The 13,962-nt window shown below is 72.9% G+C and carries 12 protein-coding genes; 9 read left to right on the top strand and 3 right to left on the bottom strand.

All coding sequences use genetic code 11. The features are described 5' to 3' along the window. Positions 1 to 141: 141 nt before the first annotated feature. The gene (locus DA075_RS33045) at positions 142 to 1,488 is read left to right on the top strand and encodes a Gfo/Idh/MocA family protein (protein ID WP_099957334.1); all 1,347 of its coding nucleotides are present in this window, start codon (positions 142 to 144) and stop codon (positions 1,486 to 1,488) included. Between the two features lie 93 nt (positions 1,489 to 1,581). Here DA075_RS33045 and DA075_RS33050 read toward each other — a convergent pair whose 3' ends face one another. Next, positions 1,582 to 1,974, bottom strand: a complete 393-nt coding sequence (locus tag DA075_RS33050; RefSeq protein ID WP_099957335.1) for a RidA family protein — start codon at positions 1,972 to 1,974, stop codon at positions 1,582 to 1,584. Positions 1,975 to 1,985: 11 nt separating this feature from the next. Next, positions 1,986 to 3,137 (bottom strand): DSD1 family PLP-dependent enzyme, encoded by a 1,152-nt coding sequence (locus DA075_RS33055; RefSeq protein ID WP_099957336.1) that lies wholly within the window; start codon positions 3,135 to 3,137, stop codon positions 1,986 to 1,988. 103 nt (positions 3,138 to 3,240) lie between these two features. Here DA075_RS33055 and DA075_RS33060 point away from each other — a divergent pair, with 103 nt between their 5' ends. The 3 genes from DA075_RS33060 to DA075_RS33070 all read left to right on the top strand — a co-directional run bounded on the left by DA075_RS33060 (position 3,241) and on the right by DA075_RS33070 (position 7,714). Beyond that, on the top strand, positions 3,241 to 4,152 hold the full coding sequence (locus tag DA075_RS33060; RefSeq protein WP_099957337.1) for a LysR family transcriptional regulator: 912 nt from the start codon (positions 3,241 to 3,243) through the stop codon (positions 4,150 to 4,152). 69 nt (positions 4,153 to 4,221) lie between these two features. Continuing rightward, the gene (locus tag DA075_RS33065; protein WP_099957338.1) at positions 4,222 to 6,393 is read left to right on the top strand and encodes a protein-disulfide reductase DsbD family protein; all 2,172 of its coding nucleotides are present in this window, start codon (positions 4,222 to 4,224) and stop codon (positions 6,391 to 6,393) included. Between the two features lie 130 nt (positions 6,394 to 6,523). Further along, positions 6,524 to 7,714 (top strand): MFS transporter, encoded by a 1,191-nt coding sequence (locus DA075_RS33070; protein WP_099957339.1) that lies wholly within the window; start codon positions 6,524 to 6,526, stop codon positions 7,712 to 7,714. A 63-nt stretch (positions 7,715 to 7,777) separates the two neighbouring features. Here the strand turns inward: DA075_RS33070 and DA075_RS33075 are convergent, their stop codons facing one another. Beyond that, positions 7,778 to 8,806, bottom strand: a complete 1,029-nt coding sequence (locus DA075_RS33075) for an SDR family oxidoreductase (protein ID WP_099957340.1) — start codon at positions 8,804 to 8,806, stop codon at positions 7,778 to 7,780. Positions 8,807 to 8,990: 184 nt separating this feature from the next. Between DA075_RS33075 and DA075_RS33080 the strand changes: the two genes are divergently transcribed. From DA075_RS33080 to DA075_RS33100, 5 genes are all read left to right on the top strand, one after another. Beyond that, complete coding sequence (locus DA075_RS33080; protein ID WP_099957341.1) at positions 8,991 to 9,932, top strand: ABC transporter substrate-binding protein; 942 nt, start codon at positions 8,991 to 8,993, stop codon at positions 9,930 to 9,932. A 5-nt stretch (positions 9,933 to 9,937) separates the two neighbouring features. Next, on the top strand, positions 9,938 to 10,711 hold the full coding sequence (locus DA075_RS33085) for an ABC transporter permease (RefSeq protein WP_099957591.1): 774 nt from the start codon (positions 9,938 to 9,940) through the stop codon (positions 10,709 to 10,711). After that, positions 10,711 to 11,505: an ABC transporter ATP-binding protein gene (locus DA075_RS33090; protein WP_099957342.1), complete on the top strand. Its 795-nt coding sequence runs from the start codon at positions 10,711 to 10,713 to the stop codon at positions 11,503 to 11,505. The genes DA075_RS33085 and DA075_RS33090 overlap by 1 nt, the downstream gene beginning before the upstream one ends. Positions 11,506 to 11,644: 139 nt before the next feature. Continuing rightward, positions 11,645 to 12,658, top strand: a complete 1,014-nt coding sequence (locus tag DA075_RS33095) for a zinc-dependent alcohol dehydrogenase family protein (protein WP_099957343.1) — start codon at positions 11,645 to 11,647, stop codon at positions 12,656 to 12,658. Between the two features lie 45 nt (positions 12,659 to 12,703). Continuing rightward, on the top strand, positions 12,704 to 13,924 hold the full coding sequence (locus DA075_RS33100) for an NAD(P)/FAD-dependent oxidoreductase (RefSeq protein ID WP_099957344.1): 1,221 nt from the start codon (positions 12,704 to 12,706) through the stop codon (positions 13,922 to 13,924). The last annotated feature ends 38 nt before the right edge of the window (positions 13,925 to 13,962 follow it).

Here is a 13,962-nt window from a genome sequence, read left to right on the forward strand (position 1 = left end):
GAAGGCCGGCCCGCAAGGGCCGGCCTTTCTGCGTGATGATGGTCCGGGTCGCGTTCAGGGAGCCGCCGGGCGCGCCGGCAGCGGAACCCCACCATCCCCGACACGTTGCGCAGGCTCCCGCCCCCAACGGATGGTTGCTCGATGCCGGACGATGTCACCGCCCTCTCGCGCCGGAGCCTGATGATGGCCGGCGGCGCCACCCTGGTCGGTATCGGTAGCGCGGCGGCACAAGGGACGTCCGGAGGAGGCGTGCCCGGGCCCGAGCGGCCGGTCGATACCGGCAAGGTCGAGAACGGCAAGGTGACGTTTCCGAACTGGCGCGGCCCCTCCGACCGGCCCTCCGCACCGCCGCCGGCGCCGCTGCCGCCGGGCGAGCGGGTCGGCTTCGCGATCGTGGGGCTCGGCCGGCTGTCGCTGGAGGAGATCCTTCCGGCCTTCGGCGAGTGCCGGAAGGCGAAGCCCGTCGCCCTGATGTCGGGCTCGCCCGACAAGGCCAAGGCGGTGGCCGCGCAATACGGCATCAAGCCGGAGGCGGTCTACGGCTACGATGGCTGGGACGCGCTCGCCCGCAACCCGGAGGTGAAGGCGGTCTATATCGTCACCCCGAACGCCCTGCACCGCGACCAGGTGATCGCCGCGGCGGGCGCCGGCAAGCACGTGCTGTGCGAGAAGCCGATGGCGACCTCGGCGGCGGAGGCGCGGGCGATGATCGACGCCTGCGCCAAGGCCAGCGTCAAGCTGATGATCGCCTATCGCTGCCAGTACGAGCCCCATAACCGCGAGGTCGTGCGGCTGGTCCGCAGCGCCAAGTACGGCAAGGTCAAGCTGATCGAGGCGACCAACACCCAGACCATGAGCCTGCCCGAGCAGTGGCGGATGCGCAAGGCGCTGGCCGGCGGCGGCGCGCTGCCGGATATCGGGCTCTACTGCCTCAACGGGGTGCGGGCGCTCCTGGGCGAGGAGCCGGTCTCGGTCCAGGCGCAGATCCACTCGCCGGATGATCCGCTCTACCGTGAGGTCGAGGAGACGGTGGCCTTCACCCTGCGCTTCCCCTCCGGGGCGCTGGCCCTCTGCTCGACCAGCTACGGCGCGCACGAGACCCGCTCATTGACCGTCCAGGCCGAGGGCGGCGCGGTCCAGCTCCAGAACGCCTTCGCCTACGAGGGCCAGCGCCTGTTCCTGAGCCATCGCGAGGGCAAGGCCGAGGCCAAGGAGGAGCGGGTGCTGGGGACTAAGAACCAGTTCGCCCTCGAGATCGACCATTTCGCGACCTGCCTCCTGGAGAACCGCACGCCCCGCACCCCGGGCGAGGAGGGTTTGCAGGACCAGATCCTGATGGAGGCGATCTACGAGGCCGCCCGCACCGGCAACGCGGTGGCGCTCAAGGGGCCGGAGCGCATCGTGGGCAAGGGCGAGGGACAGGCCAGGGATCATTCCGGCAAGGGCCTCGACCTGACCCGCGGCCCGGAGCCGGAGGAGGCCGGCTAGGATGGGACTCCGCCTTCGCGGACCCGCCGGTTCTCTCTGCCGTGGTGACCCTGTGAGGTGGGATCGGGGTGCTTGGGCCAGGAAGCCGGCCGTTTACCCGCGCCGCACCGCGATCGCCTCGACTTCCACCAGGTAGCCGTGGTGCAGCTCCGGCACCGGCACCACCGTGCGGGCCGGCTTCGCCTCCCCGAGCATCTCGGCATAGACCCGGTTGAATTCCGGCCAGTTCCCGACCCCGACGAGGTAGGCGGTCACCCGCAGGAGGTGCTCCGGCCCGCTTCCCGCCTCAGCCAGGATGGAAAGCAGGTTCGCGAGGGCCTGCCGCGCCTGCGCCTCGAACGGCTTGTCCGCAAGGTGGCTGCCGTCGGGCCGGGCCGGGAGCTGCCCCGAGACGAAGACGAGGTCGCGCCAGGCGGTCCCTTGCGAATAATGCCCGGCCGGCTTCGGCGCGGCGGCGGTGGCGATGCGGGCGATCGGATCGGTCATGGCGGCCACTCCTACCAGCCGTTGATGCGGGGCCAGATGGCCGCGACGCGGCCGTCCTCGTCGAGAACGTGGTACCGGTCGTGCTGCGCCCCCGTCGCGCAGGCGTGGTTCGGGAGGATGCGGACCTGCGCGCCGATCGGAAGGTCCGGTAGGGAGGCATCCGAGCCCGGCCGCAGGGCCAGGATGCCGTGCTCCTGGTTGGCGTCGCGGACGACGAGGCCGGGATAGGGCCGGCCCGCCGCGTCGCAGACGACGCCGTAGCCCTGGTCGACGGCCTGGCGCGCCGTGCCCCGGTCGCGCGAGAGCGCCATCCAGCCGGCATCGACGACGATCCAGCCCTTCGCCCGCTGGTGGCCGATCACCGTGGCGAGCACCGACAGGGCGATGTCCTCGACCGCCACCGCACCGACGCCGGCCTGGAACAGGTCGCCGAGCATGAACACGCCGGCCCGGACCTCGGTGACGCCGGTGAGGTCGCGGGCGAAGCGCGCGGTCGGGGTCGAGCCGACGCTGACGACCGGACAAGGCAGGCCCGCCGCCCGCAAGGTCTCGGCCGCACTCACCGCCGCGACCCGCTCGGCCTCCGCCGCCGCCGCGAGCGCGGCGGGATCGCTCAGGCCGTAGCTGTCGCCGGCATGGAGCAGGACGCCGCGCAGGGCTGCGCCGCCGGCGGTGAGCCGCCGGCCGATCGCCACCAGGGTGTCACGGTCGTCGGGCGCGACGCCGGAGCGGTGCCCGTCGGCATCGACCTCGATCAGCACCGGCACGGCATCGCCGCTGGCGTGAGCGTGCTCGGCCACCGCCTCGGCCTGCTCGGTGCTGTCGAGGATGACCGCGAGGTCGGCGCCGCCGGCCCGGATGGCGGCGATCCGGGGCAGCTTGGCCGGGGCGATGCCGACGGCGTAGATCATGTCCCGCACCCCGCCCGCCGCCAAGGACTCCGCCTCGCGCAAGGTCGAGACCGTCGCGGGACCTTCCGCCGACGCCATCGCGATGCGCGCGACGTCGAGGGACTTGGCGGTCTTGAGGTGCGGCCGGAGCATCACGCCGAGCGCATCGAGATGCGCGCGCATCCGCGCGACATTGGCGCGCAAACGGGCCTCCTCGAGGAGAAGGCAGGGGGTCTCCAGGCGATCCAGGAAGGTCGGGCTCGGCTCGGCCATGGTCGTGCGCTCGTCGTGGTCGCGTCGTCTCGCCCGACGAAGACCACGGGAGGATCGGGAACGCCATTAACGCAGCCTGCCTTCTGCCTTAAGCTCTGGCTTAATGCTCGGAACCGACGATCTCCGCTTCTTCCTCGCCGTCGCCGAGGCGCCCTCCCTGGCCGCCGCGTCGCGCGCCCTCGACGTCTCGCCGTCGGCGGTCACGCAGCGCCTGCGCGCCCTCGAGGAACGGCTCGGCGTGCACCTCGTCGACCGGGCCGGGCGCCACCTCGCGCTGACCGACGAGGGCGAGCTGATCGCCGAGCGCGGCCGGCGGATCGTCGATTCGCTGGCCGAGCTCGACGAGGCGCTGGCGGCACGGCGCGGGCAGGTGGTGGGGCATCTGCGGATCGTGGCGCCGCTCGGCTTCGGCCGCCGCCACGTCGCCCCTGTCGCGGCAGCGTTTCAGGCGGACCATCCGCAGGTCGCGATCGACCTCCTGCTCTCCGACCGCCTCGGCGGCGTGCCGTCCGGGAGCTTCGACCTCGCGGTTCATGTCGGCGAGATCGCGCAGGCGGCGCCCGGCCTGATCGCCCGGCGCCTCGCGCCCAACGACCGGGTAGCCTGCGCCGCGCCGGCCTATCTCGCCGCCCACGGCACGCCCGCCGCCCCGGCCGACCTGCGCTCGCACGCCTGCATCGCTTTGCGCGAGAACGACGAGGACGTGACCCTGTGGCGCTTCCGGCGCGACGGGCAGGAGCAGCGGGTCCGGATCGAGCCGCGCCTCGCCAGCAATGACGGCGAGGTGGTGCGCGGCTGGGCGCTCGCCGGACGGGGCATCATCCTGCGCTCGGAATGGCACGTCGCTGCCGACCTGCGGGCGGGGCGCCTCGTCCGGTTGCTGCCGGGCCATACCCTGCCCGATGCCCCCGTGATGGCGCTCCTCGGCGCCCCCCGCCGCGCCCGCGCCGCCCGCACCCGGCGCTTCCTCGACGCGCTCGCCGCCGCACTCGATCCCGCTCCCTGGCGCGCGTGACCGCCGCCTCACGCGAACGCGATCCGCTCGGCCTCGCCAGCGCCACGGAGTCCGGGTAACCCGGATGCCATGCCCCGCCTCGCGCCCCTCCTCGCCCTTCTCGCCTCCTGCCTCACCGCGGGAGCCGCCACCGCGCAGGGCCTGCGGCCCGCGAAATATGCCGACCTCGTCCGGGCCGAGCTGATCACGCAGGAGGGCGCCGTCGCGCCGGGCGCGACTCTCACGGCCGGCGTGCGGCTGACGATGAAGCCGGGCTGGCACGTCTACTGGCGCAATCCCGGCGATTCGGGCCTGCCGCCGGAGATCGCCTGGTCGCTGCCGACGGGATTTTCCGCCGGCAGCGTCGCGTGGCCGGCGCCGGAGCGGATCCCGGTCGGCGACCTGATGAATTTCGGCTACGAGGGCGAGGTGCTGCTCACGGTGCCGGTAACGGCGCCCGGGACGCTCGGTCCGGGGCCGGTCCCGCTCAAGGCCAAGGTCTCCTACCTCGTCTGCGAGCGCGAATGCGTGCCGGGCGAGGCCGCGCTCTCGACGAGCCTGCCGGTGGCGCCGGCCGGGACCAGCCCGCGGCCCGATCCCCGGACCGCCGCCCTGTTCGCGCAAGCCCGCGAGCGGCTGCCGGCGCCCGCTCCCTGGCCGGTCCGGATGGTGCAGGACGGCGCGACGCCGGTCCTGACCGTCGAGGCGCCGGACCTCGGGGCCCGCGACGTCGCGTTCTTCCCCTATTCCGAGACCGCCCTGGAGCATGCCGCCGCGCAGGTCGCGACGAGCGACGCCACGGGTCTGCACCTGCGCCTCCAGCGCAGCAGCCAGGCTGGCGCCGACGCGCCGGCACCCCGGGCCGACGGCGTGCTGACCTTCACGGAGGAGACCGGGTCCGGCCCGGTCCGCCGCGCCTATGCGCTGGGCGAGGAGGCGCCCGCGCCGGCGAGTGCCGCTTCTGCCGCACCGGACACCGCGACCGCCCCGGTCGCCGCGACCGCCCCGGTCGAGGCCGAGGGGTTGTGGCAGGCGGCGTTCCTCGCCTTCCTGGGCGGGCTCCTGCTCAACCTGATGCCCTGCGTCTTCCCGGTCCTGTCGATCAAGGTCTTGAGCCTTGTGCGCCACTCAGGGGAAAGTTCGGGCCGGGTGCGGCTGCACGGCCTCGCCTACGCAGTGGGCGTCCTCGCCACGTTCCTGAGCCTCGCCGGTCTGCTGATCGCGCTCAGGGCCGGCGGCGCGCAGATCGGCTGGGGCTTCCAGCTGCAATCGCCCCTGGTCGTGGCCGGCCTCGCCTACGGGCTGTTCGCCATGGGGTTGAGCCTGTCGGGGGTCTGGCATCTCGGCGGCCGGGCGGCGTCGCTCGGCGACGGCTTGACCCGGCGCGCCGGGCTCGAGGGCTCGTTCTTCACCGGGGTGCTGGCGACCGTGGTCGCCACGCCCTGCACCGCGCCGTTCATGGGCGCGGCGGTCGGCTACGGCCTGACGCAAGGGGCGGCGGTGGCCCTCACGGTGTTCGCGGCGCTCGGCCTCGGCCTCGCCCTGCCCTTCGCCCTGCTGGCAGCCTGGCCGGCCGGCTTGCGACGCCTGCCGCGGCCGGGCGCCTGGATGGAGACCCTGAAGGGCCTCCTCGCCTTCCCGCTCTACCTCACGGTGGCGTGGCTGGTCTGGGTGCTGAGCCAGCAGGTCGGGCCGACCGGGCTGATGGCAGCCCTCACCGGCCTCGTGCTGGTGGCGTTCTGCGCCTGGACGATCGAGCGCGGGCGGATGGCCGGCCCCCTCGCCCGGCGCGGCGCGCACGTCGCAGTGCTCCTCGGACTCCTCGGTCTCGCCGGCCTGCTGGCGGCCCTCGATCAGGACCGCGCCGGCCCGGTGGCGGTCGCGAGCGTCGACGGGATCGAGCCGTTCAGCCAGACCCGGCTCGACGCGCTGCTCGCCGAGCGCCGGCCGGTCTTCGTCAACATGACGGCGGCGTGGTGCATCACCTGCCAGGTCAACGACCGCGCCACCTTGCGGGCCGCGCCGGTGCGCGCCGCCTTCAAGGCGCACGACGTGGCGCAGCTCAAGGGCGACTGGACCAACCAGAACCCGGAGATCACCCGGGTGCTGGAGGCCAACGGCCGCTCGGGCGTGCCGCTCTACCTGCTCTATGACGGGCGCGGCGGCGTCGCGGTGCTGCCGCAGATCCTGACCGAGGCGACGATCCGCGACGCGCTGGCGGCCTTGCCGGCCGGGACGGGACCGCGGGCCGCCCTACCCTGATCGCCGGCGAGCCAGCGCGCCGCGCCGCGCCGCAGGCCTGCCAATCGCGCTGCAGGCCTGCCATGCGGCCGGCGGCCTGAACCGGGGACGCCCTCTCGCCTTATGCTGCGGTGCAGCAGCGAGGACGGCGATGCAGCACACTCTCCACGAAACAGCCGGCGCCACCGCGACCGGACGGTCCGCGGCGCTCGCCCTCCTGGCGCTCGCCGCGGCCTCCTTCGGCATCGGCACCACCGAATTCGTCATCATGGGGCTGCTGCCGGAGATGGCGGCCGATCTCGGCGTCGGCATCCCGAAGGCAGGCCTGCTGGTCTCCGGCTACGCGCTGAGCGTCACCTTCGGCTCGCCCCTGGTGGCGGTGGCCCTGTCGCGCCTCGACCGGCGCCGGGCGCTCCTGGTGCTGGTCGGCCTGTTCATCCTCGGCAACGCGCTCTGCGCGCTCGCGCCCGATTACCGCCTCCTGATGCTCGCCCGGATCGTCACGGCGCTCTGCCACGGCGCCTTCTTCGGCCTGGGCTCGGTGGTCGCCGCCGATCTCGTGCCGCCGCACCGCAAGGCCAGCGCCATCGCGATCATGTTCACCGGGCTCACGCTGGCCAACGTGCTGGGCGTTCCGTTCGGCACCGCGCTCGGCCACGCGCTCGGCTGGCGGGCGACGTTCTGGGCTGTGGTCGGCATCGGCTTCGTGGCCGCCGCCGCCCTCCTCGCCTGGCTGCCGCGGCATCTCGCCAACGACTCCGGCAGCCTGCTCTCGGAGATGAGGGTCCTGCGCCGGACGCAGGTGGTGCTCGCGATGCTGCTCAGCGTACTGGCCTCGGCGAGCCTGTTCAGCGTCTTCACCTACGTGGCGCCGCTGCTCGCCGCCACCGCCGGCGCGACCCCGTCGGCGATCACCGGCGTGCTGCTGCTGTTCGGCGTCGGCCTCACCGTCGGCAACGTCCTGGGCGGGCGCCTCGGCGACTGGCGGCAAATGCCCTCGGTGATTGGCCTGAGCCTCGCCCTCGTCGCGGTGCTGTTGGCCCTGGTGCCGGCGAGTGCCGCCTTGATGCCCGCGACGGCGCTCATCGGCCTGTGGGGAATCCTCGCCTTCGCCCTCGTGGCGCCGTTGCAGCTGCGGGTGCTCACCGCGGCGGACGGCGCCCGCAACCTCGCCTCCACGGTGAACCAGGGTGCGTTCAACCTCGGCAACGCGCTCGGCGCCTGGCTCGGGGGCGTCGCGATCACGGTCGGCGTTCCCTACGGCCACCTGCCGGCGATCGGGGCGGTGCTGGCGCTGGCGGTGGCCGGGGTGGGGATGGTGGCGCACCGCCTCGATCGCTGAACCGGACAGGCTCGCGCACACCAAGCCTTCCCCCCTCTGCGGGGGAGGGTTCAGGCGCGGGGCTCATCTGGCGATGCGAGACTGTTCCCGCCCGCTCCGCCGCGCCGCCGCCAGCGCCGTCCCGCCGATCAGCCCCGCCGCCGCGATCATCCCGAGATGCAGCCACATCGGGTCCGCGGCGACGACGCGGCCCTTCGCCCGCGCGTCGAACCGGCCGTGGGCGCCGTGATCGCGGCGGGCATCGACCGGCTCGAACAGGTTGTCGGGCCGGCCGCGTTCCGCCGCCTCGGAGGTCATCTCGCCGCGATAGCCGTGGCGGGCGAGGTAGTGGTCGCTGAAGGCGGGCGCGGCTTGCGCGCCGAAGATCGCGAGCCAGGACGGGGTGCCGATCCACAGCTCGCGCGGCGCGTCGTGGGCGGCGCTCAGGATCTCCTCGGCGATCGCCTCGGGCTGGAAGATCGGCGGCACCGGCTCGAGCTTGCGCGGCAGGCGCGAGCGGGCCCAGTCGAATTGCGGCGTGTTCACCGCCGGCAGCTGCACCATGGTGAGCCGGATGCGGCTGCGGTGGTGCAGCAATTCGGTGCGCAGGCTGTCGACGAAGCCGCGCACCGCCGACTTGGCGGCGCAATAGGCCGATTGCAGCGGGATCGACCGGTAGGCCAGGGCCGAGCCGACATGCACGATGGTGCCGCGGTCGGCCTCGCGCATGTGCCGCAGGGCCGCGAGCGTGCCGTGGACCTGGCCCAGATAGGTGACCTCGGTGACGCGCCGGAACTCCTCCGGGGTCGTGTGCTCGACCTCGGCATAGACCGTCACCATGGCGTTGTTGACCCAGACGTCGATGCCGCCGAATTCCTGCGCGAAGGCGTCGGCCGCGCGGTCGACCGCCGCCGGGTCGGCGACGTCGGCGCGGTAGCCCAGCGCCTGCCCGCCGACCGCCCGCACCTCCTCGACCGCCGCCTCGATCCCGGCCCGGCCGCGCGCCACGATGCCGACGTTCCAGCCCCGCCGCCCGAACGCGACCGCGACGGCGCGCCCGACCCCGGCGCTGCCGCCGGTCACCACGACGGTGGGGCGCGTTGTTCCGCTCATCCGAATGCTCCTCGCGACATGGGCGTCAGCCCCGACAACGCGCCCGGAGCCGTTCGGGTGCAGGACCCGGATCGATGGGGGATGTGCCGGATCGGCGGGCAGCCTGCCCGCTATTATGTCTATACACAAACGCCCGGCGCCGGTACGACAGGCTTGACCGGACGAGGCTGGAGCGGAGGGAACGATGAGGGCGGTTGCCGCAGGGCTGGGAATGGCCGTCGCACTGGCGGCGTCGGCTGAGGCGCAGGAGACGAAGGTGACGGTCGGCCTGTCCGGCTGGACCGGCTTCGCCCCGCTGACGCTCGCCAAGGAAGCCGGCATCTTCAAGAAGAACGGCCTCGACGTCTCGCTCAAGAAGATCCCGCAGGCGAGCCGCCACCTCGCCATCCGCTCCGGCGATGTGCAATGCGCCGCCACCACGGTCGAGACCTGGGTGGTCTGGAACGCCAACGGCGTGCCGACGAAGCAGATCTTCCAGCTCGACAAGTCCTACGGGGCGGACGGCCTCGCGGTGCGCAACGACGTGGCGTCGATCAAGGACCTGAAGGGCAAGACGGTCGCGGCCTCGGTCCCCGGCACCGCGCCGTATTTCGGCCTCGCCTGGATCCTGAAGGCCAACGGCCTGTCCCTCAAGGACGTGAAGGTCGTCAACCTCGAGCCGGGACCTGCCGCGCAGGCCTTCATCGCCGGCCAGAACGACGCCGCGATGACCTACGAGCCCTATCTCTCGTCGGTGCGCGCCGCGCCGCAGGCCGGCAAGATCATCGCCACCACCCTCGACTACCCGATGGTGATGGACACCTTCGGCTGCACCCCCGACTTCCTCGACCAGAACCCGAAGGCCGCGAAGGCGCTGGCCGACAGTTACTTCGAGGCGCTCGACATGATCGCCAAGGACCCGCAAAAGTCCTACGAGATCATGGGCGCCGACGTGAAGCAGACGGGGGAGGCCTTCGGCAATTCCGCGAAGTTCCTGCGCTGGCAGGATCGCGCCGCCAACAAGGCGTTCTTCGGCGGCGAGATCCAGACCTTCTCGGAGAAGGCGGCGGACCTGCTGCTCGAGATCGGGGTAATCCGGCAGAAGCCCGACATCGGCGGGCTCGTCGACGGCCGCTTCGTGCAGTGACCGCGTTGCGTCCGCTGCAGCCGGTCGGCGGCCCGGCCAGGGCCGCCCTCGGCTTGAGCTTCTTCGTGCTGTTCGTGGCGGCCTGGGCCGCCGCGACCCTCGGGGGGCTGGTCCCCAAGACCTTCCTGGCCGACCCGGTGACCATGGTCCAGGACGGCTGGCTGCTCCTCACCCGGTTCGATTTCCTGTCGGATATCGGCGTCACGGTCTGGCGGGTGGTCGGCGGCTTCCTGCTCGCCTGCCTGGTGGCGGTGCCGCTCGGGGTGATGATGGGGGCCTACAAGCCGGTCGAGGCGTTCTTCGAGCCCTTCGTCTCCTTCGCCCGCTACCTGCCGGCCTCGGCCTTCGTGCCGCTGCTGATCCTGTGGGCCGGCATCGGCGAGACGCAGAAGCTGCTCGTCATCTTCATCGGCTCGGTGTTCCAGCTGATCCTGATGATCGCGGTCGCGGTCGGCAACGTCCGGCGCGACCTCGTCGAGGCGGCCTATACGTTAGGGGCGAGCGACACCGGCATCATCCGCCGGGTGCTGATCCCGGCGACCGCTCCGGAGATCGCCGAGATCCTGCGCCTCGTGCTCGGCTGGGCCTGGACCTACGTCATCGTCGCCGAGCTGATCGGCTCCTCGTCGGGCATCGGCCACATGATCATCGAGAGCCAGGCGCTGCTCGCCACCGGCCAGATCATCTTCGGCATCATCGTCATCGGGCTGATCGGCCTCGTCTCGGACTTCCTGTTCAAGGCGGCCAACCGGCTCCTGTTTCCCTGGAAGCTCGCCTGATGCGGGACACGATCGAGGTCGCGGTCGAGGGCGTGGCGCGGGTCTTCCCCGGCCACCGCGGCGCCAAACCCGTGCAGGCCCTCAGCCCTACGACCCTCTCCGTCGCCAAGAACGACTTCATCACCATCCTCGGGCCGTCGGGCTGCGGAAAGTCGACGCTGCTCCGCATCGTCGCCGGGCTCGACCGGCCGAGCGCCGGCCGCGTGCTGATCGAGGGGCGCGAGGTGCGCGGGCCCGGCCCCGACCGGGGCATGGTGTTCCAGTCCTACACCCTGTTCCCCTGGCTGACGGTCGCGGAGAATATCGGCTTCGGTCTGCGCGAGCGCGGCGTGCCCGCAGCGGAGCGCCGCGAGATCGTCGCGGCCTATCTCGACAAGGTGGGCCTGCGCGGCTTCGAGGGGCATTACCCCAAGCAGCTCTCCGGCGGCATGCAGCAGCGCACCGCCATCGCACGGGCGCTCGCCAACGATCCCGCCATCCTGCTCCTCGACGAGCCGTTCGGGGCGCTGGACAACCAGACCCGCGGGCTGATGCAGGAATTGCTGCTCGGCATCTGGGAGCGCGAGCGCAAGACCGTGATCTTCGTCACCCACGACATCGAGGAGGCGATCTTCATGGCCTCGCGGGTGATCGTGATGACGGCCCGCCCCGGGCGGATCAAGGCCGACGTGCCGGTCGATCTCGGCCATCCGCGCCACTACACGATCAAGACGAGCCCCGATTTCTCGCGGCTGAAGGCGCAGCTCACCGAGGAGATCCGGGCCGAGGCAGTGCTGGCGGCGCGGGAGCATTGAGAAGCCGAACGAGGCTCGGACGGCGCCGAGGCACCACCGAAAATCCGTTCATCCCGCTCGAATCTGCCGGTTCATGTTCTAACTGCGTCCCCTCATCCGCACCCCGCCGCCCCCGCGGCGCGACCGGTCAGGAGGACACATGAAGGCCTTCGTCGTCCGCAAGCCCGGCGGCCTCGACCGGCTCGAGATCGCCGAGCGGCCCGATCCCGGCGCGCCGGGCCCCGGCGAGATCCGGGTCGCGATCCACGCGACCTCGCTCAACTTCCACGACCTGCTGGTGGCGAGCGGGCGCTCCCCCACCGAGGACGGCCGGGTGCTGATGTCGGACGGGGCCGGCACCGTCGAGGCGGTCGGCCCCGGCGTCACCGAGTTCGCCCCCGGCGACGCGGTGGTCTCCTGCTTCTTCCCGCACTGGGCGGACGGGCTGCCTCAAGGACCGGTCGGCACTTTCGCTCAGGTGCCCGGCGACGGGGTCGACGGCTTCGCCCTCGCGCATGCGGTCCGGCCCGCCGGCGCCTTCACCCGCGCGCCGCGCGGCTGGGACCACACGGAATCCGCCACCATCACCACCGCCGGCCTCACGGCCTGGCGGGCCCTCGTCGGCGACGGCGGCCTGAAGGCTGGCGATACGGTGCTGGCGCTGGGCACCGGCGGCGTCTCGGTCGCGGCCCTGCAGATCGCCAAGGCGATGGGCGCCGCGGTGATCGTCACCTCCTCCTCCGACGCCAAGCTCGAGCGGGTGCGGGCGCTCGGCGCCGACCACACCATCAACTACCGGACGACGCCGGAATGGGGCCGGGCGGTGCGCGATTGGACCGGGGGCGCCGGCGTCGACCACGTCGTCGAGGTCGGCGGGCCCGGTACCCTGGCGCAGTCGATCGAGGCGGTCCGCGTCGGCGGCCATATCGCGCTGATCGGCGTGCTCACCGGGCGGGCCGGCGAGGTCCCGACCTCCGCGCTGATGGCCAAGCAGGCCCGGCTCCAGGGCCTGATCGTCGGCAGCCGGCGCCAGCAGCAGGATTACGTCGCGGCCCTCGACCGGACCGGGATCCGCCCGGTGATCGACCGCACCTATGCCTTCGCCGAGCTGCCCGAGGCCTTCCGCCACCAGGAGAGCGGGAGCCATTTCGGCAAGCTCTGCGTCGCCTGGTAGCGGGCAAGCTCGACGGCGCCGCGTCTTCCGGGCTATGTCCTGACGATGAACGGAATCGTCGTGGTCGGCGCCGGCCAGGCCGGCTTTCAGCTCGGGGCCTCCCTGCGCGAGGGCGTCTATGGCGGGCCGGTGACCCTCGTCGGCGAGGAGCCCGGCCTGCCCTATGGCCGGCCTCCCCTGTCGAAGGCCTACATGCTGGGCAAGACCGACGCGGCGGGCCTCGCCCTCCGGCCGGAGGCCTACTTCGCCGAGCATCGGCTGACGGTGCGCGCGACGGAGCGCGCGGTCGCGATCGACCGGGCGGCGCGCCGCCTCCACCTCGCCTCCGGGGAGGCGCTTCCCTACGATCACCTCGTCCTGGCGACCGGTGCCCGCAACCGCCCGCTGCCGGTCCCCGGCGCCGATCTGCCGGGGGTCCACCAGCTGCGGACGCTGGCCGAGGCCGAGGCCCTGAAGGCGGCGCTCGCCGAGGCGCGATCGGTCGCCGTGGTGGGCGCCGGCTTCATCGGGCTCGAATTCGCGGCGGTCTGCGCCCAGACAGGTCTTCCGGTCACGGTGATCGAGGGGCTGGAGCGCCCCCTCGCCCGCTCGGTCTCGCCCGGCATGGCGGGGCTGATCGAGGCCTCCCACCGCCGGGCGGGCACGCGCTTCCTGTTCGGGAGCGCCGTCTCGGCCCTCGTCGGGGACGACCGGGTCCGGGCGGTGGCGCTCTCCGACGGCCGCGAGGTCGAGGCCGACCTCGTCCTTGTCGGCATCGGCGTCCTGCCGAACCACGATCTCGCGGCATCGGCCGGTCTGCGGATCGAGAACGGGATCGCGGCCGACGCGATGCTCGCGACCGAGGACCCGGCGATCTCGGCGGTCGGCGACTGCGCCAGCTTCCCCTCGCCCCATGCGGAAGGCGCGCGGGTGCGGATCGAATCGGTGCAGAACGCCGTCGACGGCGCCCGCTGCGTCGCTGCCCGCCTCACCGGGCGGCCCGCCGCCTTCACGGCGGTGCCGTGGTTCTGGAGCGACCAGGGACCGCTCAAGCTCCAGATCGCCGGCCTGTGCCAGCCGCACGACCGCGCGGTGCGCCGAGGCGACCCGGCAGCCGGCGGCGTGTCGGTGTTCTGCTATCGCGGCGAACGCCTCGCCGGCGTCGAATCCCTCAACCGCCCGGCCGACCACATGATCGCCCGGCGCCTGATCCAGGCTGGCCGGAGCCCGACGCCCGACGAGGCGGCGGATCCCGGCTTCGACCTCAAGGCCCTGGCGCTGGGCTGACGACGGTGGTGCCGGGCGAACCTCCGACTGGAGACCGC

The sequence above is a fragment of the Methylobacterium currus genome, from assembly GCF_003058325.1.
Taxonomy (GTDB): Bacteria; Pseudomonadota; Alphaproteobacteria; order Rhizobiales; family Beijerinckiaceae; genus Methylobacterium; species Methylobacterium currus.

Coding starts and splice junctions, on each gene's coding strand:
- DA075_RS33080 (WP_099957341.1), top strand. CDS start 8,991: ATGAGGGCGGTTGCCGCAGGGCTGGGAATGGCCGTCGCACTGGCGGCG.
- DA075_RS33045 (WP_099957334.1), top strand. CDS start 142: ATGCCGGACGATGTCACCGCCCTCTCGCGCCGGAGCCTGATGATGGCC.
- DA075_RS33060 (WP_099957337.1), top strand. CDS start 3,241: ATGCTCGGAACCGACGATCTCCGCTTCTTCCTCGCCGTCGCCGAGGCG.
- DA075_RS33075 (WP_099957340.1), bottom strand. CDS start 8,806: ATGAGCGGAACAACGCGCCCCACCGTCGTGGTGACCGGCGGCAGCGCC.
- DA075_RS33055 (WP_099957336.1), bottom strand. CDS start 3,137: ATGGCCGAGCCGAGCCCGACCTTCCTGGATCGCCTGGAGACCCCCTGC.
- DA075_RS33070 (WP_099957339.1), top strand. CDS start 6,524: ATGCAGCACACTCTCCACGAAACAGCCGGCGCCACCGCGACCGGACGG.
- DA075_RS33095 (WP_099957343.1), top strand. CDS start 11,645: ATGAAGGCCTTCGTCGTCCGCAAGCCCGGCGGCCTCGACCGGCTCGAG.
- DA075_RS33065 (WP_099957338.1), top strand. CDS start 4,222: ATGCCCCGCCTCGCGCCCCTCCTCGCCCTTCTCGCCTCCTGCCTCACC.
- DA075_RS33090 (WP_099957342.1), top strand. CDS start 10,711: ATGCGGGACACGATCGAGGTCGCGGTCGAGGGCGTGGCGCGGGTCTTC.
- DA075_RS33050 (WP_099957335.1), bottom strand. CDS start 1,974: ATGACCGATCCGATCGCCCGCATCGCCACCGCCGCCGCGCCGAAGCCG.
- DA075_RS33100 (WP_099957344.1), top strand. CDS start 12,704: ATGAACGGAATCGTCGTGGTCGGCGCCGGCCAGGCCGGCTTTCAGCTC.